20 protein-coding genes are annotated in these 23,735 nt (G+C 54.6%); 5 read left to right on the top strand and 15 right to left on the bottom strand.

The features are described from left to right. Positions 1-7 precede the first annotated feature (7 nt). Positions 8-829: a uroporphyrinogen-III C-methyltransferase gene (cobA, locus tag HCX89_RS16680; RefSeq protein ID WP_025009975.1), complete on the bottom strand. Its 822-nt coding sequence runs from the start codon at positions 827-829 to the stop codon at positions 8-10. A 384-nt stretch (positions 830-1,213) separates the two neighbouring features. Between cobA and HCX89_RS16675 the strand changes: the two genes are divergently transcribed. Both HCX89_RS16675 and HCX89_RS16670 read left to right on the top strand, forming a co-directional pair. Beyond that, a complete protein-coding gene (locus HCX89_RS16675) occupies positions 1,214-2,125 on the top strand; it encodes a phospholipase A (protein ID WP_037474669.1) in 912 nt (303 codons plus the stop codon). A 71-nt stretch (positions 2,126-2,196) separates the two neighbouring features. Beyond that, positions 2,197-3,672: a S41 family peptidase gene (locus HCX89_RS16670; protein ID WP_167716747.1), complete on the top strand. Its 1,476-nt coding sequence runs from the start codon at positions 2,197-2,199 to the stop codon at positions 3,670-3,672. 506 nt (positions 3,673-4,178) lie between these two features. Here HCX89_RS16670 and HCX89_RS16665 read toward each other — a convergent pair. From HCX89_RS16665 to HCX89_RS16655, 3 genes are read right to left on the bottom strand one after another with little or no spacing between them, the layout of a single operon-like run. Continuing rightward, positions 4,179-4,940 (bottom strand): phosphoadenylyl-sulfate reductase, encoded by a 762-nt coding sequence (locus HCX89_RS16665; protein ID WP_167716745.1) that lies wholly within the window; start codon positions 4,938-4,940, stop codon positions 4,179-4,181. Beyond that, positions 4,933-6,639, bottom strand: a complete 1,707-nt coding sequence (gene cysI / locus HCX89_RS16660; protein WP_167716743.1) for an assimilatory sulfite reductase (NADPH) hemoprotein subunit — start codon at positions 6,637-6,639, stop codon at positions 4,933-4,935. Before cysI ends, HCX89_RS16665 begins: the two co-directional genes overlap by 8 nt. Before the next feature lie 32 nt (positions 6,640-6,671). After that, positions 6,672-8,486 carry an assimilatory sulfite reductase (NADPH) flavoprotein subunit gene (locus tag HCX89_RS16655; RefSeq protein ID WP_167716741.1) on the bottom strand — a complete coding sequence of 605 codons (1,815 nt, stop codon included), beginning with the start codon at positions 8,484-8,486 and terminating at the stop codon, positions 6,672-6,674. Positions 8,487-8,919: 433 nt separating this feature from the next. Here HCX89_RS16655 and pntA point away from each other — a divergent pair, with 433 nt between their 5' ends. From pntA to HCX89_RS16640, 3 genes are all read left to right on the top strand, one after another. After that, a complete protein-coding gene (gene pntA, locus HCX89_RS16650; protein WP_028780235.1) occupies positions 8,920-10,446 on the top strand; it encodes a Re/Si-specific NAD(P)(+) transhydrogenase subunit alpha in 1,527 nt (508 codons plus the stop codon). Between the two features lie 11 nt (positions 10,447-10,457). After that, on the top strand, positions 10,458-11,942 hold the full coding sequence (gene pntB, locus HCX89_RS16645) for a Re/Si-specific NAD(P)(+) transhydrogenase subunit beta (protein WP_167716739.1): 1,485 nt from the start codon (positions 10,458-10,460) through the stop codon (positions 11,940-11,942). A gap of 155 nt (positions 11,943-12,097) precedes the next feature. Beyond that, positions 12,098-13,342: an alpha/beta hydrolase gene (locus HCX89_RS16640; RefSeq protein ID WP_167716737.1), complete on the top strand. Its 1,245-nt coding sequence runs from the start codon at positions 12,098-12,100 to the stop codon at positions 13,340-13,342. 63 nt (positions 13,343-13,405) lie between these two features. Here the strand turns inward: HCX89_RS16640 and HCX89_RS16635 are convergent, their stop codons facing one another. The 11 genes from HCX89_RS16635 to HCX89_RS22910 all read right to left on the bottom strand — a co-directional run. Next, positions 13,406-13,996, bottom strand: a complete 591-nt coding sequence (locus HCX89_RS16635; protein ID WP_025886897.1) for a CBS domain-containing protein — start codon at positions 13,994-13,996, stop codon at positions 13,406-13,408. Positions 13,997-14,061: 65 nt separating this feature from the next. Then, positions 14,062-14,397 carry a hypothetical protein gene (locus HCX89_RS16630; protein WP_025009965.1) on the bottom strand — a complete coding sequence of 112 codons (336 nt, stop codon included), beginning with the start codon at positions 14,395-14,397 and terminating at the stop codon, positions 14,062-14,064. 254 nt (positions 14,398-14,651) lie between these two features. Further along, positions 14,652-15,734 (bottom strand): rhomboid family intramembrane serine protease, encoded by a 1,083-nt coding sequence (locus HCX89_RS16625; protein WP_025886895.1) that lies wholly within the window; start codon positions 15,732-15,734, stop codon positions 14,652-14,654. Between the two features lie 3 nt (positions 15,735-15,737). Further along, positions 15,738-16,325, bottom strand: coding sequence for a hypothetical protein (locus tag HCX89_RS16620; RefSeq protein ID WP_045283090.1), 588 nt, complete (start codon positions 16,323-16,325; stop codon positions 15,738-15,740). A 91-nt stretch (positions 16,326-16,416) separates the two neighbouring features. Further along, a complete protein-coding gene (locus tag HCX89_RS16615; protein WP_025009963.1) occupies positions 16,417-16,998 on the bottom strand; it encodes a hypothetical protein in 582 nt (193 codons plus the stop codon). A 100-nt stretch (positions 16,999-17,098) separates the two neighbouring features. Continuing rightward, complete coding sequence (locus HCX89_RS16610) at positions 17,099-17,383, bottom strand: type VI secretion system PAAR protein (protein WP_025886893.1); 285 nt, start codon at positions 17,381-17,383, stop codon at positions 17,099-17,101. A gap of 22 nt (positions 17,384-17,405) precedes the next feature. Next, positions 17,406-18,515 (bottom strand): DUF2931 family protein, encoded by a 1,110-nt coding sequence (locus HCX89_RS16605; protein ID WP_167716735.1) that lies wholly within the window; start codon positions 18,513-18,515, stop codon positions 17,406-17,408. Position 18,516: 1 nt separating this feature from the next. Then, positions 18,517-20,598, bottom strand: coding sequence for a DUF2235 domain-containing protein (locus HCX89_RS16600; protein ID WP_167716733.1), 2,082 nt, complete (start codon positions 20,596-20,598; stop codon positions 18,517-18,519). After that, the gene (locus HCX89_RS16595; RefSeq protein ID WP_144159297.1) at positions 20,595-21,458 is read right to left on the bottom strand and encodes a DUF4123 domain-containing protein; all 864 of its coding nucleotides are present in this window, start codon (positions 21,456-21,458) and stop codon (positions 20,595-20,597) included. The genes HCX89_RS16600 and HCX89_RS16595 overlap by 4 nt, the downstream gene beginning before the upstream one ends. A 45-nt stretch (positions 21,459-21,503) precedes the next feature. After that, on the bottom strand, positions 21,504-22,061 hold the full coding sequence (locus HCX89_RS16590; protein ID WP_144159300.1) for a hypothetical protein: 558 nt from the start codon (positions 22,059-22,061) through the stop codon (positions 21,504-21,506). Further along, on the bottom strand, positions 22,061-23,735 hold a 1,675-nt coding region (locus HCX89_RS22910; protein WP_254428402.1), incomplete at its 5' end, for a type VI secretion system Vgr family protein. The genes HCX89_RS16590 and HCX89_RS22910, both read right to left, overlap by 1 nt.

Raw genomic sequence — 23,735 nt, 5'->3', positions numbered from 1 at the left:
AATTGATTCAAAGTGCTGTAGCAGCATCATGTTGTAGTTGCAGGTCATTATTTGCCGCCTCGGGTTCAAACCAGCTGAGGCTGTCTGCCAGAGCGACGACTTCGCCTATGATCATCAGCGCCGGCATCACTACCCGCGGGTCCTGAGCCAGGGTTTGCAACTGCTCCAGAGTGCCGATAACAAGCTGCTGCTGTCTGGTCGTGGCCTTGGATACTATGGCCACCGGCGTCTGCGGGCTGCGACCATGGGCAATCAGTTGTTGCTGAATGAGCCCGGCATTGAGGATCCCCATGTACACCACCAGGGTGTTGGCCGGGTTGGCATAGCCTTGCCAATCCATGGGGCGGTTTTGCAGCTGGCAATGACCGGTAATAAAGCTGACCCCTTGGGCAAAATCCCTGTGGGTCAAGGGAATACCCGCATAGGCGGCGGTACCGCTGGCGGCCGTGATGCCAGGCACCACTTCGAAGGCGACGCCGGCCTGTGCCAGAGTCTGCAACTCCTCGCCGCCGCGACCGAAGATAAAGGGATCGCCCCCTTTGAGCCTGACCACGGTTTGGCGGGTAAAAGCCTTGGTCAGCAACAAACGGTTGATTTCACTCTGAGAAGCACTGTGCTCACCGGCCCGTTTGCCCACGGCGATGCGCTCGGCACCTTCGGGGATCAGCGCCAGGATCTCGGGACTGACCAAGGCATCGAACAGCACCACATCGGCGCGCTGCAGCAGGTGCCAGGCCTTGACGGTCAATAGCTCAGGATCGCCGGGACCGGCTCCAAGCAGATAAACTTTGCCCTTGGCCCGCTTGCCGGGCAGTGTCAGTAATTCCATGCGCTATTCCCCATCTTGCTGATGTAAGCAATATAGCGGCTAGTTATATTCCACTATAAATAGATAATCATTAGTTGTTATTACTTTTAGATATATAGAAAGGAATCGCGGTAACAAGAAAGCGCCCGGAGACTGAGAAATCTGTCAATAAAAAACATTACTTTTTATTTTCAATAAATTACAAAATCAAAGTGGAAGTGGATTGCTGAAATTTCCTATTGTCTACTGCCGCTTTTGGCACTAACTTATGGCAAAAAATTATAGTTTTATCTCGGTGACAACGGCTTGGGATGGGAATGTGCACAGTAAAGCCGGGATGTTACACTCTCAAGCCAAAGCAACAGCCGGGCACTCCATCAAGCCTCAGAGACAACAGGGAAGAATATGTATACCAAAATCCGTTCCAGCCTCAGCGGCCTGACCTTGGCCCTGGCAATACTGCCGACCAGCCAACTCTATGCCGCCGAAGACAGCAAGCCTTCGCTGGTCGATCAGAGGGTAAAAGAGGAGTTGGAAACCTCAGAGCGGCCCTTTGTGATCACTCCGCACAAGGTCAACTATATACTGCCGGTCACCTATAACCCATCACCCAATATGACTCCCTTTGCGGCGGAAGCGGCTGAAGAGGGTTATACCCTGGACGAATATGAAGCCAAGTTTCAGATAAGCTTTAAATTCCCGCTGATGTACAACGTGTTTGGCGACAATGGTCACCTGTTTTTCGCCTATACCAACCAATCCTGGTGGCAGGTATACAACAAGGATATCTCTTCACCGTTTCGGGAAACCAACCACGAACCCGAACTCTTTATGCTGTTCAACAACGACTGGAAAATAGCCGGCTTCACCAACTCCTTCTGGGGCTTTGGCGCCGTGCATCAATCCAATGGCAAGTCAGGCGATCTGTCCCGCAGTTGGAACCGCATTTACGGCACCATGGTGTTCGACAAGGGCCCTATAGCGCTGGCGGCCAAGGTGTGGTGGCGGATCCCGGAAAGTGAAAAAGAATATGAGGGCGATCCCCGTGGCGACGACAACCCGGATATCAGTGATTACCTCGGCCACTTCGAGCTGACAGGTGTCTACGGCATAGACGACCACAGATTCAGCCTGATGTTGCGTAACAATCTGCAAAGCCCCAACCGCGGCGCAGTGGAATTTACCTGGAGTTACCCCATCTTGGGTAACCTGCGTCTGTATGCACAATACTTCAATGGCTACGGCGAAAGCCTTATCGACTATAACGCCCATAACCAGCGTATAGGCATAGGTGTCGCCATCAACGATATTCTTTGAGCCGCCAAGAACAAACTCGATGACTGCCTCTGCGCCATCTCTTGGTTCAGAGGCTGATATCAGGGAGTGATATGAAGCCGGGATTCCGTGAAGTGGTTAGCTGTTTTATTCTCCTGCTGCTGATTTCCAGTCTGCAGTTGGGACGATTCCTGCTACCGGAGCCACCGAAAAAAGAGCAGCTTAGCCAAAGGCAGATGAAGGCCGATCTGACTGTGCTGCTCAAACAATTGCAGCAGCATTCGGCCTTTATGGTGCTGGATCCGGACATTGAATCCCGGCTCGAGAAACGGCTGCAACGGCTGAAACAGGAATACCGAGACAGCATTGCCATCAACCGTTTCACCGCCGAAGTCAACAAGCTGCTGGGAGAGTTGAAAGACCCGGGCATTCGACTCAGCCAAGCGGCGTTGCCTTCCGGAGTCTTGCCCCTCAGGCTCAGGCCCATGGAAGACAAGTGGCTGGCCCTCAATGACAGAGACGAGCCCCTTCAAAGTGACACGCCTTTTATCAGCCATATCGACGGCCTGCCCATCAGCCATTGGCAGAAGATTGCCAATCGCTTCCTGCCACCGGAGCAGCAAAATAGCGTGCAGATGCAGATGCCCTGGCTGCAACAGCTGGATCTGCTAAGGCGGGAGATGGGACTCAGAGTCAAAGAAGAGGTGCTGCTGACTCTCTATGGCGCCGATCTCCAGCCGCAAAACATAGAGATGAAAGTACCGCTGCAGTTTCGCAGTGCCCCTTTGTCCATTCTGGCCAGCTGGCAACAATTGGCGCCTAACACAGCCCTGTTTAGCCTGACGGATCTCAACGCAATAGAGACAGATCCTCAGCTGCAACAAGATCTGCTGCGCGCGATGAGCAATCACACCCTGGTGCTGGATCTGCGCCACGCCCGAGGCTTCAGCGACAGCCTGCTGCAATTTCTCGGCAACTATCACAATGGGCTCAGCAGCCAACCTCTGGGCTATGGCCGCTACCGCCGCTCACCGCAGCTGCGGCGCGACTTTCTGCGGCCACTGCACTTTGAGCCGCTCACTCAATTCGCGCCGTTTCCGCCGGTGCGGGCCGCGCTGGACAACCAGCCCCTGCCCAGCCTGAGTAACTGGTATGCCCGCCCTATCCCCAAGCTGGCTGCTGCGCCTGTGCCTGACTCGGGACGCCTGGTACTGCTTATTGGCCCGGATTGCCGCCAGGAGTGTGAATGGATTGCCTATGCAGCCAAACGTTGGCGCAGGGCGCTGTTGGTCGGCGAGCCGACCCGTGGCGATCTGGGGCGTTTGCATCATTTCACCCTGCCGGCCAGTGGCCTGCAACTGAGTATCAGCGCCTCGCTTGGCTATGACGGCTATGGCCAGTTGCTTTCCGGCATCGGCACAGAGCCGGATCTGCAACTGCCAACAGATGAACCCCTGCAATGGCAGGGATTGCTGTCTCTCATCTCCCCGGAGCAAAGCCTGCAGCATTCTGCAGAGGGGCAATCCGGGGACACTCAGGCAAAAGACACTCAAGTAGAGGACCATCAATCAGAAAAAGATCAGCAGTAACAAGCCCAGCAGGGATAAAAGCCTGCGGGAGATTGAGTCAAAGAGGATTGAAGCAAGGAAGAAACAATTCCCGGATAGCCCCATGAAAGGGTGATCGGGCTATCCGGGACACGGAGAGTGCTTTGAAGCTGCGCCAGCAAGCCAATCAAAGCTCGGGGTCACTCGCGACCGACTGCTGAAAAACTTGGGCAACCGATGCCAAAAGGGCGAGCCGTCTTGATGTGTATTGCCGACCTCACTGCCTGCCGCTAAGCCGATGTTTCATAAAAACACCCGATACAGAATGGCATATCACACTTTCCCCAGCGGGAACTTTGGATTATAAACCAGAAAAACATCCTGTGCATAACCCTGTGAACAAATATGTACTAAAGTATGAGCTCCGATTATCCAGAGGCACTAACAATCGGAATTGCCAAGGCTAATGCCCCAAGATGACCACAAGATGACAAGCCGGGCAACTTGTCCACAGGCAGAAAAAAGCCGCTGATGACAGCGGCCACAAATCAGATCTCGTAGTGCAATCCACATTCGCGTTTTAGCCCGTTGAAACGTGTCTCTTCTTCCGTCATCCCCAGTTCCAGGGGCTTGCTCGAATGGGTATCACCCACAGAGACATAACCCTGTTCCCAGAGGGGATGATAGGGCAAGTCATAGCGCTTGAGATACTCATGCACCTGCTTGTTGCTCCACTCGATAATCGGCAGCATCTTATAGCGCTTGCCGTGGATGGCCAAAATCGGCAACCCTTCCCGGGTCGATGCCTGGGAACGGCGCAAACCGGCAAACCAGGTGCCAACTTCCAGCTCAGCCAGTGCCCGCTGCATCGGCTCCACCTTATTGATGCGGTTGTATTGCTCCAGCCCCTCTAGCCCCTGCTGCCAAAGCTTACCGAATCTGGCCTCCTGCCAGGCTGCGCTCGTCTCGGCCCGATAGACCTTGAGATTGAGTCCGAGCCGCTCGGTCAGTTGATCGATAAAACGGTAGGTCTCGGGAAACAGGTAGCCGGTGTCGGTCAAGATCACTTGCGTGTCTTGCTGCACCGAGTTCACCAGATGCAACATCACTGCCGCCTGAATACCAAAGCTGGACGACAAGGCATGGCTCCCGGGCAGATAGGCCAGGGCCCATTGGATCCGCTCCTCGGCACTCAATCCGCCAAGATAGCCATTGATGGCAGCCAGGGCGCTTTGCTGCTCAGCGGCCGGCGCATCCAGCAAGGCCAGCAGCGCCTCGGCGCTGTGCAATAAACTTGTGGTATCAGCCATGAAAGTCCCTCGCTGCGTCCAATACAGGTTTCACTATTCCGGCGCGCACCGTGAAATCACCGAAGCTCTCGCCGGTTTCGCGCTCGGCGGCATAGCGACCAAACAGGTTATCCAGCTCGCTGAGGATTTCGGCTTCCTGAATATTTTCACGGTACATCTTGTTCAATCGGGTGCCTTCGAAGCTGGCGCCCAGATACATGTTGTAGCGCCCAGGGGCCTTGCCCACAAAACCGATTTCGGCGGCAAAGGGGCGGGCACAGCCATTGGGACAGCCCGTCATGCGCACGACTATCGCCTGCTCACCTATGGCGTGCTTGGCCTGCAGCGCATCCACATGGTCGATAAACTCGGGGAAATAACGCTCGGCTTCGGCCATGGCCAGGGCGCAGGTCGGCAGCGCCACACAGGCGATAGAATGGCCACGGGTTGCGGTGATCACCTGCCCCATCAGGCCATGCTTACGTGCCAGTGCTTCGATTTCAGACTTATCCTCATCCGCCACTTTGGCGATGATGATGTTCTGGTTGGAAGTCATCCGAAAATCGCCCTTATGTATCTTGGCGATTTCCCGAAGCCCGGTCTGCAACAACTTACCCTGGGTATCCTTCACCCGGCCACCTTCGATAAACAGGGTCAGATGCCAGTGGTTGTCTATGCCTTTAACCCAGCCATATCTGTCGCCGCGATCCCCTATGACCACCTCACGCTTGGGGGCGAACTTAACCCCGGCACGCTTCTCAACCTCGGCCTTAAAGGCCTCAAAGCCGTGATCCACTATGGTGTATTTGAGGCGGGAGCGTTTACGATTGCTGCGGTTACCCCAATCGCGCTGTACCGTCATCACGGCCTCGGCAAACTTAATGGTGTCTTCGGCCTTGATAAAACCAAAGTCATCGGCCAGCCGCGGGAAGGTTTCCACTTCACCATGGGTCGAACCCATACCGCCACCGGCCACCAGATTGAAGCCCACCAGCTCCCCCTCTTGCGCCACGGCAATAAAACCCAGGTCATTGGTGTAAACATCCACGTCGTTGTCCGGTGGCACAGCTACCGCCATCTTGAACTTACGCGGCAGGTAGGTCTTGCCGTACACAGGCTCGACCTTGGCTGGCTGCTCGTCCTCTGTGCTGAGCAGCTTCTCCTCGTCGAGCCAAATTTCGGCATAGGCACGGGTATGCGGCAGCAGATGATCCGACAACTTCTTGGCCCAGAAATAAGCCTGCTGATGCAGCTTGGACTCTACCGGGTTGGGGTTACACATGACGTTGCGGTTCACATCACCACAGGCGGCAATCGAGTCCAGCGCTTCCCTGTCCAGCCCCTGAATAATGGTTTTCAGGTTGCGCTTGGGGATGCCGTGATACTGGAATGTCTGCCGGGTCGTCAAACGTATGCTGTTGGAGCTGGTCAGCTCCGAGGCTATCTTGTCCACGCCCAACCACTGCTCTGGAGTACAGACACCACCCGGCACCCGGGCCCGCAGCATAAAGCTGTACAGCGGCTCGAGCTTTTGCTCCTTACGTTCGTTGCGCAGATCCCTGTCGTCCTGCTGATAGAAACCGTGAAACTTGATCAGCTGCTGATCGTCGTCGCTGAAGGCGCCTGTCACTTCTGTGCCCAGGCCCTCACGTATGGTGCCGCGCAGATAGTCACTGTCGGTCTTGATATGCTCGTTGGCGGATAATTTCTGCTCACTCATGGCCTTATCTCTTTATTCCTAGGTTCTTCAGCTCAGTAGACATCTTTCTGGTAACGCTTGGCGCTGCGCAGTTCATCGAGAAACACTTCGGCCGCCTCGCTCGTCAAACCGCCTTGCTCCATGGCCACTTCCAGCAGTGCCTGGTGCACATCTTTGGCCATTCGCTCGGCATCGCCGCACAGGTAGATATGAGCCCCGCGCTCAAGCCACTGCCACAGCTCTTTGGCCTGTTGTTTAATCTTGTGCTGAACATAGACTTTCTCCGCTTGATCCCGGGAGAAGGCCAGCGAGATCCGGCTCAGGGCGCCACTCTTGAGGTACTGTTGCCACTCGGTCTGATAGAGAAAATCCTGCTCGAAATGGGGATTACCGAAGAACAGCCAGCTGTCGCCTGCCACGCCCTCGGCCACTCTTTGCTGCATGAAGGCCCGAAATGGCGCGACACCGGTTCCCGGGCCTATCATGATCACAGGCGTCTGTGGGTCTTCGGGCAGGCGGAAGTGCTTGTTGGGTTCCACATACACCCGCACCTGAGCGCCCTCCTCGGCCCGGGCCAGGAAGTGAGATGCGGCGCCGAAACGGCGTTGGCCATCACGCTCCTCTTCCACCAGCGCCACTGTGAGATGCACTTCGGACTCCACTTCACTCTGACTCGAGGCAATGGAGTATAGCCTTGGGGTAATGGGGCGAAGCTTGTCCAACAAAGCCTGGGCCGAATCCAGCTTGGCGCCATTGAGAGGATAACGTTTCACCAGGTCCACCAGTTGGTGGCTGAGGATAAACCGCCGGGTCTGCTCCTTGTCTTGGCTAATAGTAAGCAGCTCGTCGCTCTGTACGGTTTCGGCCCAAAACTGCACCAGACCGGGATAGAGCTGGGTCAGCTCTTTGTGCTCAATCAGGGCATCACGCAACTCCAAAGACTCGGCGCCAAGCTGGACCCGGGTATCCGGCTCCAGCGCCAGCGCCTCGAGAATTTCGGCCACCAGAGCCTCATCGTTATGGAAATAGACCCCCAGCGCATCACCCGCCTGATAGCTGATGGCCGACTCGCCCAAATCGATTTCCAGATGACGGATATCCTTGAGTGAATCGCGGCCCGTCAGTTTCTGGCTGACTATCACTTCGGCGCTGTAGGGGTTTTGCTTGTCATACTCCAGGCCGGTATTGCTATTGATACCAAGATTGGCGGCATTGATAGACACTACATTGGTCGCAGCGCCATCGGCCACCTGCAACAGAGGCTTAACCCGCTCGAGGAGTTCGGTTTGCCAGTTGTCGCTCTGTGACTGATAGTCCACATCACAGTCCACTCTCGGCAGTAAAGGCTTGGCCCCGAGGGCACTCAGGCGGGCATCGAAGTCTTTGCCTGTCTGGCAGAAAAACTCATAGGAGGAATCTCCCAGAGAGAGAACCGCATACTGAAGCTTATCCAGCTTGGGGGCACGTTTGGAGCCGAGAAACTTGTGCAGCTCAATGGCATCATCGGGAGCTTCACCTTCACCATGGGTACTCACTACGGCCACCAGCAGGGTTTCCTGCTTGAGGTTACGGACATTGTATTCGCCCATAGATGCCAGGTTAACTCCATAGCCCAGACTCTGGGCCTTGGCGGCCAACGCCTTGGCGATACCCCGGCCATTGCCCGTCTGACTGCCATAGAGTATGGTCAGAGTTTGCCCGCTCTGGCTTTGGGGGGGAGCGCCCTCCTGCCCCTGAGCGCTGGCGGCCAGATAACCACTGACCCATGCCAGCTGCAGCGGGCTGAGCTCGGCGGTGAGTTGTTTAAGCTTATCCACTTGTGGCGCTGATAGTGGCGAAGCCAGTGAAGAGAGTTCTTTCAGTAACATTGAGACGGCCCGGTGACAGAGTAATGTCAGCAAGCTTAGCCCCGCCATCGAAAAGCAAAAAAGAATAATATTTAATTTTTTATATCAATAAGGAATATGCATGGTATAAAAATTAAGCTACAAAAGTGTGGCCTGGCGCAAAGAATTTGCTCTGACCAGTGGAGAAACACACCACATGAAGAATATGAGCTTGTTTCCATTGAAAGACTTGCGACAATGCCAAAAGCACGCTAGGTGCCATGAAGGGAATATCTGTACCCCACACCCAGGATTTCATTCATGAGCGGGCTTGGTTCCTGAGAATATTTCAGGAAGTCCCCAATGGAAGGGAAAGACCAGTCCCCGAGTCCAGGTCAACAGACTTGCATTCTTTCACTCTGCCAGCGGAGTTTTGGCGGGGTGAATTTTGTTTATCAACCATCAGGGAATAGTCATGCAGATTGGAATACCGAGAGAGAGTCTCGCCGGTGAAACCCGGGTCGCTGCGACCCCGGCAACGGTAGAGCAACTTAAAAAACTCGGCTTTGAAGTGGCAGTGGAAGCAGACGCGGGTGCGCTGTCCAGCTTCAGTGATGCCGCCTTCGAAGCCGCCGGTGCCAGTGTGGTACCGAATGTATGGCAGGCCGACTTGATCTTTAAGGTCAACGCGCCAACCGAAGATGAAATCAGCCAAATCAAAGATGGTGCCACCCTGGTAAGTTTTATCTGGCCGGCCCAGAATCCTGAATTGGTGGAAAAGCTGTCACAACGCAACATCAACGTGATGGCGATGGACATGGTGCCGCGGATCTCCCGTGCCCAGTCCCTCGACGCCCTCTCCTCCATGGCCAATATCGGCGGTTATCGCGCCGTGGTGGAAGCTGCCCACGAGTTTGGCCGCTTCTTTACCGGCCAAATCACTGCCGCGGGTAAAGTCCCACCGGCCAAGGTGTTGGTGATAGGTGCCGGGGTTGCCGGTCTTGCCGCCATTGGTGCCGCCGGTTCATTGGGCGCCATAGTACGCGCCTTCGATACCCGTCTGGAAGTGGCCGAACAGATCGAGTCCATGGGCGGTGAGTTCCTTAAGCTGGACTTCGGCGGGGAAGACGGCTCTTCCAGCGATGGCTATGCCAAAGTGATGTCTGATGAATTCATCAAGGCTGAAATGGCGCTGTTCGCCGAGCAAGCCAAGGAAGTGGATATCATCATCACCACCGCACTGATTCCAGGCAAGCCTGCGCCCAAGCTCATCACCAAAGAGATGGTCGACTCCATGAAGCCGGGCTCTGTGATAGTGGACCTGGCGGCCGCTACCGGTGGCAACTGCGAATACACCCAAAGCGGCGAACTGTTTGTGACCGACAATGGCGTTAAAGTCATAGGTTACACAGATCTGCCAGGGCGTTTGCCGGCACAATCCTCCCAGCTTTACGGCACCAACCTGGTGAACCTGATGAAGTTGATGTGCAAGGAGAAAGACGGCAACGCCAACATAGACTTTGAAGACGTGGTGATGCGCAACATGACGGTCGTCAAGGCCGGTGAAGTCACCTTCCCGCCACCACAGATCTCTGTGACCGCAGCGCCCAAGAAACCGGCAGCCAAAGTCGAGCCGAAAAAGGCTGAAGAGAAAGCGCCATCCAAGCTCAAGTATATTTTGGGCGCTCTGGGTGTGGCCGCCTTCGGTGCCGTGGCCTCGGTGGCTCCGGCTGAGTTCCTGTCGCACTTTACTGTATTCGTGCTCGCCTGTGTGGTGGGTTACTACGTGGTTTGGAACGTGACTCATGCGCTGCATACGCCATTGATGTCAGTCACCAACGCTATTTCCGGCATTATTGTGGTAGGTGCACTGCTGCAGGTTGGCCAGGGCTCGGCCCTGATGACCGCACTGGCATTTATCGCCGTGCTGATTGCCAGTATCAACATCTTTGGTGGCTTTACCGTCACCCAGCGCATGCTGAAGATGTTCCGTAAGGATTAAGGGGGTATATCGTGTCTCAAGGACTGGTAACAGCAGCCTATATCATAGCGGCCCTGTTCTTCATCTTAAGCCTCGCCGGCTTATCGAAGCAGGAGTCTGCAAAAAATGGAAACCTGTTTGGGATCATAGGAATGTCGATCGCTTTGATCGCTACCATACTGAATCCTGAAACCAATGGTGTTCACTGGATCATTATCGCCATGGTGATAGGCGGTGCCATAGGTATTCGTCTGGCGCTCAAGGTTGAGATGACAGAAATGCCTGAGCTGGTCGCCATTCTCCACAGTTTTGTGGGTATGGCCGCCGTATTGGTGGGTTTCAACTCTTTCCTCGGCCTGCACCCACAGGCGATAAACGAAGTAATAGTCACTGTCGGTAATGACCTCAATGCCACTCTGGAAGCCGCCAGGGCAGCCATAGAGCAAGCCGCCGCCTCGGCAGCGCATGAGCCCATGACTGGCGCCATGCTCAACATCCACCTGGTGGAAGTCTTCTTGGGGATCTTCATCGGTGCAGTGACCTTCACCGGCTCAGTAGTCGCATTCGGCAAGCTCAGAGGCATTATCTCCTCCAAGCCGATGATGTTACCTCATCGCCACAAGCTCAACCTGCTGGCGGTTGTGGTATCCCTGCTGCTGATGATTTACTTCGTCAACGTAGGTGGCAGTATCTGGCCTCTGCTTATCATGACACTGATAGCCTTTGCCTTTGGTTGGCACCTGGTAGCCAGCATAGGCGGCGCCGACATGCCGGTTGTGGTATCCATGCTCAACTCCTACTCTGGCTGGGCGGCTGCAGCGGCGGGCTTTATGTTGTCCAACGACCTGCTGATCGTCACAGGTGCCCTGGTGGGGTCTTCCGGTGCCATCCTGTCTTACATCATGTGTAAGGCAATGAACCGTTCCTTTATCTCTGTGATTGCCGGTGGTTTCGGTACCGATGGCGCCGTTTCCAGCGGTGATGAAGAGATGGGCGAATACCGTGAAACCACAGCCGAGGATGTGGCCGAGCTGCTGAAAAACTCCAGCTCAGTGATCATCACCCCCGGATACGGCATGGCAGTAGCCCAGGCACAATATCCCGTGGCCGAGATCACCCAGAAACTACGTAATCTGGGGGTTAAGGTGCGCTTCGGTATCCACCCGGTTGCCGGACGTCTGCCGGGCCATATGAACGTGCTGTTGGCCGAGGCCAAAGTGCCTTATGACATAGTGCTGGAGATGGACGAGATCAATGATGATTTCGAAGACACAGATACAGTACTGGTGATAGGTGCCAACGACACGGTTAACCCGGCAGCCACTGAAGATCCTTCCAGCCCAATCGCCGGCATGCCGGTACTGGAAGTGTGGAAGGCCCGCAATGTCATCGGCTTCAAACGCTCGATGAACACAGGTTATGCCGGGGTGCAGAACCCACTGTTCTTCAAAGACAACACCCAGATGTTGTTCGGCGATGCCAAGGCCAGCGTAGAAGCGATTTTGAAATCACTCTAAGCGGCCTATCGCAGCTACAGCATGACTAACAGAGGGAGCCTGAAGGCTCCCTCTTCTTTTGCCTTGTGCTTGCCTCTGCCAGTGGTCGTGCCTATCGCCACTTTCCTCCAGGAGTTTATTCAGGTACAAAATTAAAAAACAACCAAGGATGAACCATGAAACTCAGGCTGCCGCTGCTGGCTTTATTGCCGGCACTTCTTTTAAGTTCAGTCGCCCTGGCCAAGCCAGAGCCTTTGCTCTATGGCTACAGTGATACTCTGGCATCCAAGGTCTACCAAAGCGAGCGGCGCTGGATGCTGTCCTTGCCGGAGCGCTACCATGCCACCCAAGACAGTGGTCGCCGTTATCCCGTGCTCTATATCGTCGATGCCGACTTCCAATTCCGCCATGTCTCCGCTGCGGTCAATAACCTCGCCAGAATGGGCAAGATACCGCCCATGATAGTAGTGGGTATCGCCATGCAGGGGCAAAAAGACTACCTCTACTCCACCACCTGGCCATCGGCTGAAGGCGCAGAATTTGGCGGCAGCGACAAAATGCTCGCCCACCTGCAACAGGAACTCGTGCCCTATATCGATAAACACTACCGCACCTCGGGCCACAATGCCCTTGCCGGTTATTCTCTGGGGGGCTTGCTGAGCCTGCAGATGATGTTGCAATCCAAGAGTCCTTTCAGTGCTTTTCTCGCCATGAGTCCCAGCATCTGGTACGACAATATGGCGCTGCTTGAGCGGGCCGCTCCTTGGCTGAAACAGCCTAGGCAGACATCGGCCTACCCCAGGCTTTTTCTCTCTCTGGCCAACGAGCAAGGCATGGGTGTGGATGAATTCAGAAAACTGCTCGCTGAGCAGGCGCCCGAATGGCACTTCGACTACCGTTTCTTTCCCTCAGAGACGCACTACAGCACCGCCATGCCGGCGCTGCTTGCCGGGCTGGAAAGCCTGACGCCAGGTTACTTTACCGATGTTGGCCCCTTGCTGCAGCTTGGCGATTACGAAGAGGTACTGGCGCACTTTGAGGCCAAGAAAACACTTTGGAGCGGCTTTCATTTCGACTGGCTGCAGGCCTACACCTTGGGAAAGTACCTCTATTACAGCGAGCAGAAATCAAAGATGGCCGAAGTGCTCGCCCTGGCCAAGAAGCAGTTTCCAGAGGATCTTGCAGAGCTGAGTGCCGGCTTTGCCAAAGTGCTCAACAACCGGGGCGAGTTTAAGCTGGCCAAGGAACTCTTGCTGATGACCTCAAAAGCGGGCGCAACCCAGGCTGATTGGCAGCAACAACTGAGCCTGGCACTGGCGGCTGAAGGCGACAGCTTTGGGGCAAAAGCAGCTCATGCCAAGGCGCTGGAACTGGCCGAAGCCTATCAACTGGAAAGCTGGGAGTGGTGGGAACTGCAGTAATAGGCCCGGCGCGCCAAGGCTGCCGGGCCTTTATCATTCACATTATTGGCAACAGCGCCGAAATCAGGCTATCTGCTGAACCAGGCCATGACTGGTGTTTATCTGCCGCAGAATATTCAGCAGATTGCCGCCCTTGTCTTCCCTCAACTGGCCAACATTTAAACGATGGCTGATATCGGCCAGGCTCAACAATCCGCGGATCTGATGGGTCTGGGTATCGACCACAGCAAAATAGTTCTCGCGGCTGTGACGCAGGCTCTGCAGTACATCGGCGACGCTGGCGTTGGCAACCTCATCATAGGCCAGTGCCTGCAGTTGCTCTCTTGGCAGCATCAAATCAAATACCGTCCAGGAGGAAGGTTGATGGGCCTTGTCGACAAGCTTGAGCAGATTGTCCGGCGCCAACAGCTCCTGGGTGATAATACCCAGCATTTCATGACGGGCATTAATGACAAAGTGCAATGCGCTGTGTTCACTCTGCATCAGGGCTGAGGCATCAGGCGCCGGCATATCGGCACTGATGACCATACGTGCACTGTGGCTGAAGTCCATCATGGCCTCTAAGGCATTGTCATAAGGGTTGAGTTGATTGGCTAAAGCAGAGGCTTGCAGCCTGTCGTTGCTGGCAATCGCAAAAGGATGAAGTGTTTTCATATTGTTACCTCACTTGGAAACTGGGTTGCCGGGCTTCGCATTAGTGCGAACCCGAAAGACGGTTTTCAAATGAGGTCTAATGGCGGTGCGCGGGTCTGTGCCTGAGGAAATACATGCAGTGCATGGGATTGCAATGACTCCAGCGACGGCAAGCGCAGTACCAACTCGGCCGAAGGCGCCAGATGAGTAGATTTCTGTTTCGGAAGCGTCGGTTCCTGAGAATCTGTCAGCGTCTTGAGGAACAGGCCTTGGGAATTATCTCCCTGCACCGCCAGAGGTATTGAGGCTGAAACCGGTACCAGAGAAACCTGCTGAGAATGGGCCTTGGGGATAGCTGCAAGAGTGCCCGTCAGCAAAATACTGACCAGCAATAATGCAAACCACCTCTCGATTCGGCTCATCTGTGATCCAGATCTCAAAACACCCATTTACCGACAATAACACTGCCTTGGAAAAAAGCGCAATATTTTTCAGCGGTAAAAAATAAACCCCGCTCAGAGAACTGACCGGGGTTTATTGGAGAAGGCCGACTTCGACAGGCCCCGGCATACCTTCAGTCGGATGCCTTGAACGCCAATTGCTGTGCAAGCCACTCTCTGCATAAGAGAGTGCCACGAGGACTTATTCGCACCTTACCTACGAATCTAACTGAAACTCAGCGACGGATCTTCACCTCTGGCTCATTAAGCATCGCCAGCAAGGGATTTTGCTGCATCACTCTGGATTTGAGGCCAAACCCCAGGATAAGTCCCATGGCAAAGCCACCGATATGAGCCCAGTAAGCCACGCCTTCACCGGCCATCATCAAACCAACCACGTTGAATACCAGCCAGATGGCAAAGAAAGCCATAGGCGACAGCTTCTTCTGGTAGATAACAAACATAAAGGTCAGGCTGGCATGACGGAACCACAATAGATACATGCCAAACAGGCCGGCAATGGCGCCACTGGCACCCACCATAGGGATATTGGAGCCGGGATCAGCAATAATCTGCACCGCCGCAGCCGCCAGGCCACAAAGCAGATAAAGCCCAAGGAATCTCATGCGTCCCAAGGCGTCTTCCAGATTGTCGCCAACCACATAGAGGAAGTACATATTGCCCGCCAGGTGGATCCAGTCGCCGTGAAGGAACATATGGCTGAACAGGGTCCATACATGGCTGCCGTGCAACACCTCATCGGCCCGCAGGGCAAAGTTGGCAAATACGGTGTCGGCTATGTCCAAGTCTGTGCCATAAGCGGCAAAGATCATGATATTGAGTGCCAGCAGCAGGTAGGTGATGGCGGGTTGTGAACGGGTTTTGAGATTAAACTCCACCGGCATTTGCGACAAAAACTGAAACAGCCAAGTCTTCACACTGATCTTGCCATTCAGCTCGGCCAGTAGCCCTTGCAGCCTTGGGGATTGCACCACCTTATCCCTTTCATCCTTGTCGACCCAAACCCCACTGCAACTGTGGCAGACATCCAGCTCTATCTGATAGCCGTCCATCAGATGGTATCTGTGCATCTGTTCTTCACAGTGCATACACTGGCGCTTGGAAAGCCCGAGGTGCGGCCCCAGCGACTCCTCGATGCGCACATGATCGTTGCCATTGTCGGCTGTTGACAGCGCACCGTTAAGCTCGCCGTTGTCAAACCAGATGCCTTCACATTGATTGCAGCTGTCCACCTGCTCACCGTAAAGCTCAAAGGTGCGCATCGACTCGCTGTGACACCCGGGACATTTTAAACTCATGGATTATTCCTCTGTGATATTCACATCCATGCCACTACGCTGCAACTCAAGCTCCATACGCTGGAAACTCAGCTGCAGCTTAGGCAGAGTATCGGCCGAAATCTTCCCTACCAAGGCTCTTAACCTGGTTGTACCGACACCGCGGCTCAACTCTTGCTTTTCCATTTTTTCAATCAGCTGGGCAGATTCAATTCTGAACCTGCGGATAGCGGTCAGGATCTCAGCCGGTGTTTCCAGTGCATTGGCCGAGTAATACATGTTTTGCCAGACAAAATCGCTAAGCTGGGGATGCAATGACCGCAAGTCCAGCGGTCTGAGTTTATCTATGTCCGCCATATAGGCTTCCAGCGTCTGCAGGTTATCCCGCACTTCGTCATACAAGGCACGTTGTAGATGATAGTTGTTCTGGGTATTGACCAGAGAATCAAACTTAATCGCCTGTGACAGCCCTTGCTGCGCCGCCAGATAAACGCCCAGAACCGTTGCCACCACCATAAACAGCTGGCTCACCCAGAAGCTGGTTTTCACCAGCTCACTATTGTCAAAATGAATTTTACGGCCGTTTGATACCGGCTCAGATTTCCTTTCCATAGTAACTCCCAATGATGGCATTAAACCTGTCATTGTGAGTCAGGGAAACTCAGTTATCTGTCGGCCGATTCCCAAACAACAACCGGATTTGTCAGTTTACATCCATACCGGCACGTTTCAGTTCGTCGGCCATCTTCTTATAGCTCTGCTCCAACTTGGGCAAGGTCTTGGTTTCGACCTCTTCAATCAGTACTCTCAGTTGTTTGGTACCAAAGCTTGGGCCATAGAACTTACGTTCAATCTTGCCGACAATATCTTCAGAGCCCATGTAGAAACGACGGGCACCGGAGAGGATATCGCTGGGGGTTTCCAGGGTGTAGGCAGAATACTTCATGTTTTGCCAGACAAAGTCCGCCATAACTGGATGATATTCTTTGATATTATAAGGTTTTTCTTTCTCTATTCGCTCAGCATACTCTGTCATTACAGTGACATTGTCTTTCAGCTCTTCATAGAGAGAATGTTGCAGATGATAGTTGTTCTGCATATTGGTCAGGCTATCAAACTTAATCGCCTGTGACAGACCTTCCTGCGCCGCTAAATAAACCCCGGCAACAGTGGCGATAATCATAAAAATTTGGCTGACCCAAAAGCTGGTTTTCACCAACTCCTGATTATCAAATCTGATCTTTTTGGCGCCACGACGCTGGCTCTGCTCTTGATTGACTTCCATTTCGATACCTCTGTGGAACTGACTGAATTTTCAAGGCCGCCATCATACAGAAGGCCACTGCAACGAGCCAGTCCCATGGGCCATTTTTACCCCTCAGATCTCAACCAATATTCACAGTGCCACCGCCCACCAGAGTACCGCCGCAGTCAACCGCATCGCCGGTTCTGGCGGCGGGTTTCCCATCGATAAAAACACTGCCCGAACCCGCGGCAATGGTACGAGGGTGCGGCGGATGTTTGGGCTTGTCGTGGGGGGCCAATGAATCGCCCTGACGTGCCAGCGGAATACCATCCACCTTGACCGTGGAAGAGGCCGAAGTCACCGGCGTGGGTGGAAACCCATCATGATCTGTCCCTATATCGCCCAACTTAACGGCATTACCCATAACTGACTCCTTAATACCTTGATTAACGTCCGCAAAATTCATCTGCCCATTGCTGCACCATGGCAAGCTCTGTATCTGTCAGCTGCAGCCTGGCTGCCAAGGGTGCCAACTCGCCGCTCGATGATGCAGCCACTCTGGCCAGCACCCATAATTCAGACTCTCTTGGAGTCAGGCCCTTGGCGGCGGCTTCCTCCCAGGCCAGAGTGACCGCCTGCGGCAAGCTGTAATAGAGTTCACTGCTATCCAGCAGCGGCTTGGCATCGAGCCATAAACGGCTGAGCCAGCGTTGTTGCTGCAGACTAAGCGGCGTTTGTGGGCTCAAGGGGCGCTCGGGCTTATCGGCCCAGCAGCGGCTATCGCTCACCAACATCGGTTCTTGCTCCATTCCCGGGCCACTTTGGCGCATCGACTCCAGCCTCTCAGGGCGGACAGGCAGCAAAGACTCTGCGGACGCGGCATTTTTGCGCCTCTGCCCTTCAATGGCCAGCATATACTGGCGATAATCCCTGTCGCTTGCATCGAGTGTCATGGGGCCAAACTGAGCCTGGGCCTGACGCAGGTACTGATAACGGCCGCAAACCGCGAGCCAAACCTTGGCTTCGCCGCCCGGCAACAAGCCAAATAAAATGCCGGTTTGACAAGCTTTACCACTGTCATTATCGCCGGTTGCCGCGGCCAACATCTGCCGCTGCAACTCATCAGGCAGGCGGAAACTCAGTTCATAGACCCGCTCTTCAGTAAGCGCCAGATAGCGGATAAATATCTCTTCCGGCGGCTGAACATAGGCATCGGCGTTATAAAAACTGCTGATGCAGTTGAAACAAAAATCCAGTGTCCAGGGATCCAGCCCGCCGGAGGCATTGGCCTTATGGGTCTTGAGGTCCGGGATCCGCCGAAAGCCGGTATGCACCGAAGTCCAGTCCTGCTTACTGTTGAGGCCATAGACAGTCGGCACAGGATTGCCCATGGGCATGACTTCATAATAAAAAGGCGCCACTATCTCTATATCCCAGGGAATACCTTCGCTCTGAGACGCGGCTCTGGCGGTCATGCTGCCTCCCGAACAGGCAAACAGAAAGCCGCTCATCAGCAATAACAACAGGCGAAGTACTGTGGCAAACCCCATAGGCATACTATTTCCCTTTTACGGCCGGGTGCACGGCACGAGCATTGCCGTCGTTGGGGATATAAGGCACGATAAAACCACCGGCGACCGATACCACATCGGCGCTGTGGTGAATAAAGTGTGGCCTCAGTGCCCGCCTGAAAGATTCATCGCCAAGCAGCGGGTGCAGTTGCCCCTGCGTCGCCTGCTGCAATACCTCTTCGCAAATAGCGGCGAATGAACGGCCAAGCAGGTTAAAGTGACCGTTGAGATCTTCCACCTTGTAGCTGCTGTCCGAGCTCCATTTCTGCTCGAAGGCGCCTTCATCAAAGTTCACGCCGCTGAACTTGGCCAAACCGGCCATCAGTCTTAGATACAGGCGTGACAGATCCCCTTCAACAATCCGCGTCATGGTCAGCTTCACCGTTACCCTCTCTTCCGGCTCCCTGTTCTTGTTGCCCTGCAATACAGGCCTGACCACATAATCGATACTCAAGTCCGAGGTCTGACACCAGTTCATGGTGACCAAACGATCGATTTCCCGCAGCACCTTTTTACCTGCATCTGAGGCCATCACTTTGGCGGTCAATGCCGGATCGTCCCCTTGACCAAAGGCCACTGGGCTATTGCTGCTGACGGCGTTTTTCGGCAAGCGGCTGTGATAGGCGGCAACCAGCTTGGTCTCGGTAAACAGCGGGTTGTAGGACTGCACCTTGCCATCGAAAAACTGGCGTGAATAGTAGCCACCGCCAAGATCCGAGTGTGCCCCGGGCAATACAGCCTCAAAGAAGGGGGCCGTTGGGTTTCGAGAGGCGTTGTTGAGGCTATTGAGCGAGAAGTTATACCTGAACTCATCCCTTGGATTGGCAGTGAGATGCACCACCTTCTTCACCCGCTTGGGATCCAGCCAGAGCTTCACATCACCATTGTGTTCATCATGGGGATCTATGCCGTCCCACAGGGTCGCAATTGCGGCGACGGTATCGTAAATACCGACGAAGTGGATCTGACAATGCTCATTGTTTTGCCAGTCCATATCCGAGCGCAGCGGTACATCGCTGCAATGCTTCGCCAGCGCGGCCTGGAACAGGTTATCTTTTTCCCTGAGCACCATGTTGGCGCAATGACGTGCCGCCGCTGCGCCACGACTGAAACCAAAGAGATCAAACTCAAACTTGCCTACACCATCATACTGGTTGGCAAGGCGGCCCCACTGCGACTTGAGCTTGTTCTGACAGACATCATTCAATGCCTGCTCCACCCGGGACTCAACACCGTTATCCCCGCGTCCTGCTGCCACCCCGGCAAAGGCATCATCATCATCTATGCCGTTAGCCGGCTCTTCCAGAGACGTACCTATCCCTTTGACATACAAGCCAAACTGCAAAAGGCCCGCGCCATAGAGTTGATTGGCGTAAAGCCACTCAAGTTTCTGCACATTGGTGTATTCATTGGTGGCACTGAGATTCTCCATCGCCTTGGGCATGGGTGCCTGACACTGAGCCGCCAGTTCCAGGGCCTGTTCCTGTGACTCCACCGAGAAGCGGTTCATACAGTAATGCGCCGCCCGCTCCTGCTGTTGCCGGCCCCAATCAACGTTATAGGTGTTGTTGGCTGTGCCATCGAAAAACAGCCCCATACGCACGGTTAACCATTTGAATGCCTGGATCTCCACTACATAGGAGTTGCGGCTGAGCAGCTCTATCGCACCACTCTTGCCTTTCCCGGCTTGATGGCGCTCGGCCACGGCTGCTGTGGGCGGCTGTTGCCAAAAATCACCAACCGTTGCCTGCAAATGCTGTTTAACCGTATTGTTGAAGCCCTTGACCGCCTTAACATATTCAGGCACGGCGGAGGTTTCGGCAGCATTCAGGGGACGCCTGGACATCACAGCCTTGAGCCAGCTGTTGGTATCAAAAGTCAGCATCACCGCACCCGGCGCCAAACAGGTGATCAGTTGCGGCCCCCCTGTCAACTTGAGCTGTCGACTGTTGCCGGCGGCATCGGTAACAGTGGCTGTTAACCCGGATAAGGGCTGATTGCTTTCATCACGAAAGTCGATTTCAATCCAGTCAGTTAAGGTTTCACAGGGGATAGTGTGCTGACTCATGCATGCTCCATCCATTTAGCCAAATTCAAAAAGTCCTGTTGATTCAATCTCATTCCTTGGGCGATCGCCGGCATAGGATAGCTGACACTGCGCCCCAGACGCGCTGCAGCAAAGACAGGGATATCCTCTTCATCCACCCCTTGTTCACGCCCCCGCAGAATCGCCGCCTTAATGATCTCCCGCCGCTTGGGTTGCTGACTCATCAAGGGATGCAACTCTCGCCATAACTGGCGCTCAACAATATAGATATGGCGCTGGATGTCACTTTGTCCGGCCAGATGCTCGGGTTTCATCTGCCACCAGATATCCGCATGCTCGGTATAACCGGGCTCGCCCGGGTGCTGCACTACAATGCTGCCATGCTGGGCCTTAACGGGGCTGGCGGGGTCAAGATGCTGCGCCTCATCCATAGGGTCGTCGCTGTTGCCGCTTGGCAACGGCTTGCCGACAAAGCTCAAACGGGTTATCGGCCCCAGAAAAGCCCCCAACTCAACTTGACTAAAGCGCGGCAGCATAGGTTGCAGCACTCTGGGGTCATAGAAGCGGAATACCACTCGTTCACCATCACATGCAGCCAGAAGCAGGCTCTTCAAGTGGGCAAGCAGTTGCGGCCTGGGCAAATGACTCTCCAGCGCCAGAATAGGACAATCGGCAAATGGCGCTTGCTGCAACAATTCCGGCTGTGCCGGCACCAACCATGGCCCCTTATCCTTATGGGACTCGAGCAAAGTGCCCTGAAACAAAGGCACGGCATCCACGCCGCCCTGTTGATAATAAGCGGGCAGTAGCTTTTCATTGGCCAGGGGATTAAGCAGCCAATAGCCTAATTCACTCAGGGTGTCATTCCGTTGCACAAACATTTCCACTCCTTGATAACCAAAGCCGCACGGCGACTTCGGCAGCAATCAATCCTTGGCTTCAACCAGCTTGCCATCTTGCAAGCGGTAATCTGTGGTAACCAGCAAAGCCTTATCAGTATTTGTATCTCTGCCGCTGATGACTCTGATTCTTGGCTCTCCGGCGGAGGTGTACTGCAGTTCTATTCCATCTCTATCCGATACCAAGTCATCGGAAGGCAGTTGCCGCAGCAGATTGCCCTCGAGCCGATAAACATTCATCAGGGTCTGATGCCCGCCTGCCTTGTATCTAAGCAGAATCTCAACTTGTCCATCTCCGTCGAGATCAACCGCTTGCAATTGGGGGGTATGACCTGTGAAACCGTCGATGATCCGCGGATAACCCTGGCGATTATATTGCGTCAGATAAAGCTCCGCGGTGGGCATGCGATCGCCTTCGCTATCGTTAAACCAGAGGGCGGAGACATCCACTCTGGCGATAGTCCGCAACTCAAGCGTTAAACTCGCCTCCGCTGACTTCTGGGAAAAACCGTTTTCTGCGGTTGTTGCCCAAGCCGGAATCACACCGCAACACAACAACACCCAAGCTAATACCAACTGCCTCATTATTTGTCTGCCTTACCGGTGATACGCCACCAGTCCTGTTCAAATTTCTCCACTGTGCCCTTGCCAAGCACAGTGTTGTAGTATTGCTTCCAATATTTGGCTACCGCCTTGATATCCTGACCATCAGGGAAGGCCTCTCCGGTTCTGAATCTGGCTCTGGCATAGTGCACGTAAGCCATGGCGGTGGCGTATTCATCATTGTTGCGCAGCTCGGATAGTCTGTCATCCGAGCCTTGCAGTGCCGAAACCTTCTTCGCCAATTTCGACTTATACTTCAGGAAGTTGTCCCAGATATCATTGTGGGTCGCCGGTTCCATCTGGTACAGCCCCTTGGCGGGTCCGTTACCCATCTGATCTCTCATGGTCAGATGGCTCTCATGAGCTGCCGTCCCCAGCAATAGAATTTCAGCATCTTCATCGACCACATCGAGTTTTGCCAGCGTCGGCCGGATCACTTCACGGCGAAAACGCTCGGCTTCAGTCTCTTCTGTCTGTGGCTGCGTTTCAGCTTGTTGACTATCAGCGGCACCGGGCACCACTGCAGATGCCGCTCCGCCACCGGTCGCAGCGTCTGCTGTTTCTGCCGTATCGACTTCAGCTGAAGTCTCAGCAGAGCTTTGCGCCTGAGCTTGAGCCGCCTCTTCGGTCAGCGGGCACACCTGCACCGAAGGCGCGGCGAACTCCTCGGCAACCAACAGCGCAGATAGGGGAACACTTCCCCCCTGAGGCAATATTGCCTGTTCAACCGCGCCGGGTAACACAGGTGCCAAACCGCTGAAACCACTGGCACTGCCTGGGCTACCCCCTGAGTTGAGGTTGATCCCTGGGCCGGAAAGATGCACCCCGGCCGGATCGACTTTGACAAAACTGCCACCGGCCTTAAGCGTTACTTCGGCACCGGACTCGATCACTATCTTGGCACCGGCTTTCAGTTGAATTTCCGGCCCGGCCTGCAGCAGGTATTTGTCTGCAACCTTGATCTGTTGGCTGCCATCCACTATCAGGCTCTTGTCGCCTGTTACCTGCTGACGGGACTCGCCCAACACCGTCAGATGCTCGTTGCCGCCGATGCGGCTGCGCCTTTCATTGTCCACATCCAGGTGGCTGTCGTGCTTGATATGCTCGTGTCTGTCATTCTCAGTCAGTAGGTTCAGGTCTTTCTGCGCGTGCAGGTAAATCTCCTCTTCCCCCGCTTCATCCTCAAACCTCAGCTCATTGCTGCCCTCGCCCTTGTGGCTCTGGGTCTTCAGCACAGTGCGGGTCTTGTGGGCCGGCAGCGCGTAAGGCACCTGGTTCACCGCATGGAAGGCCCGGCCGGTGATGATGGGTTGGTCCGGGTCGCCGTCCAAAAACGACACTATCACTTCATGTCCTATCCGTGGCAGCGCCATAAAGCCATACTGACCACCGGCCCAGCCCTGGCTGACCCGTATCCAGCAGCTGCCGTGCTCGTCACCCTTGGCATATCTGTCCCAGGGGAATTGCACCTTCACCCGGCCGTATTCGTCACAAAATATCTCTTCATCCTTCGGCCCCACCACGGTCGCTATCTGCGGCCCCGCCATCTGTGGTTTGGCCTTCGGCTCCGCTTGCCATTGCATGGAGGATGGCACCGCCACTATCTCGTTACTGTAAGTCGTGCCGCGGCTGCTGTTGTCCTCTTCCGCTGCATTG

The sequence above is a fragment of the Shewanella sp. Iso12 genome (assembly GCF_012030025.1).
In the GTDB taxonomy this organism is placed as follows: Bacteria; Pseudomonadota; Gammaproteobacteria; order Enterobacterales; family Shewanellaceae; genus Shewanella; species Shewanella algae.
This window is presented reverse-complemented; position numbering and strand designations above follow the sequence as displayed.

Excerpts from the sequence above, each read along its gene's own strand:
- HCX89_RS16595 (WP_144159297.1), bottom strand. The coding sequence starts at position 21,458 with ATGTTTGTGCAACGGAATGACACCCTGAGTGAATTAGGCTATTGGCTG.
- HCX89_RS16670 (WP_167716747.1), top strand. The coding sequence starts at position 2,197 with ATGAAGCCGGGATTCCGTGAAGTGGTTAGCTGTTTTATTCTCCTGCTG.
- HCX89_RS16630 (WP_025009965.1), bottom strand. The coding sequence starts at position 14,397 with ATGAGCCGAATCGAGAGGTGGTTTGCATTATTGCTGGTCAGTATTTTG.
- HCX89_RS16605 (WP_167716735.1), bottom strand. The coding sequence starts at position 18,515 with ATGCCTATGGGGTTTGCCACAGTACTTCGCCTGTTGTTATTGCTGATG.
- HCX89_RS16615 (WP_025009963.1), bottom strand. The coding sequence starts at position 16,998 with ATGGAAGTCAATCAAGAGCAGAGCCAGCGTCGTGGCGCCAAAAAGATC.
- pntA (WP_028780235.1), top strand. The coding sequence starts at position 8,920 with ATGCAGATTGGAATACCGAGAGAGAGTCTCGCCGGTGAAACCCGGGTC.
- HCX89_RS16600 (WP_167716733.1), bottom strand. The coding sequence starts at position 20,598 with ATGAGTCAGCACACTATCCCCTGTGAAACCTTAACTGACTGGATTGAA.
- HCX89_RS16655 (WP_167716741.1), bottom strand. The coding sequence starts at position 8,486 with ATGTTACTGAAAGAACTCTCTTCACTGGCTTCGCCACTATCAGCGCCA.
- HCX89_RS16665 (WP_167716745.1), bottom strand. The coding sequence starts at position 4,940 with ATGGCTGATACCACAAGTTTATTGCACAGCGCCGAGGCGCTGCTGGCC.
- HCX89_RS16590 (WP_144159300.1), bottom strand. The coding sequence starts at position 22,061 with ATGAGGCAGTTGGTATTAGCTTGGGTGTTGTTGTGTTGCGGTGTGATT.
- HCX89_RS16675 (WP_037474669.1), top strand. The coding sequence starts at position 1,214 with ATGTATACCAAAATCCGTTCCAGCCTCAGCGGCCTGACCTTGGCCCTG.
- cysI (WP_167716743.1), bottom strand. The coding sequence starts at position 6,639 with ATGAGTGAGCAGAAATTATCCGCCAACGAGCATATCAAGACCGACAGT.
- HCX89_RS16635 (WP_025886897.1), bottom strand. The coding sequence starts at position 13,996 with ATGAAAACACTTCATCCTTTTGCGATTGCCAGCAACGACAGGCTGCAA.
- HCX89_RS16610 (WP_025886893.1), bottom strand. The coding sequence starts at position 17,383 with ATGGGTAATGCCGTTAAGTTGGGCGATATAGGGACAGATCATGATGGG.
- HCX89_RS16620 (WP_045283090.1), bottom strand. The coding sequence starts at position 16,325 with ATGGAAAGGAAATCTGAGCCGGTATCAAACGGCCGTAAAATTCATTTT.
- cobA (WP_025009975.1), bottom strand. The coding sequence starts at position 829 with ATGGAATTACTGACACTGCCCGGCAAGCGGGCCAAGGGCAAAGTTTAT.
- HCX89_RS16640 (WP_167716737.1), top strand. The coding sequence starts at position 12,098 with ATGAAACTCAGGCTGCCGCTGCTGGCTTTATTGCCGGCACTTCTTTTA.
- HCX89_RS16625 (WP_025886895.1), bottom strand. The coding sequence starts at position 15,734 with ATGAGTTTAAAATGTCCCGGGTGTCACAGCGAGTCGATGCGCACCTTT.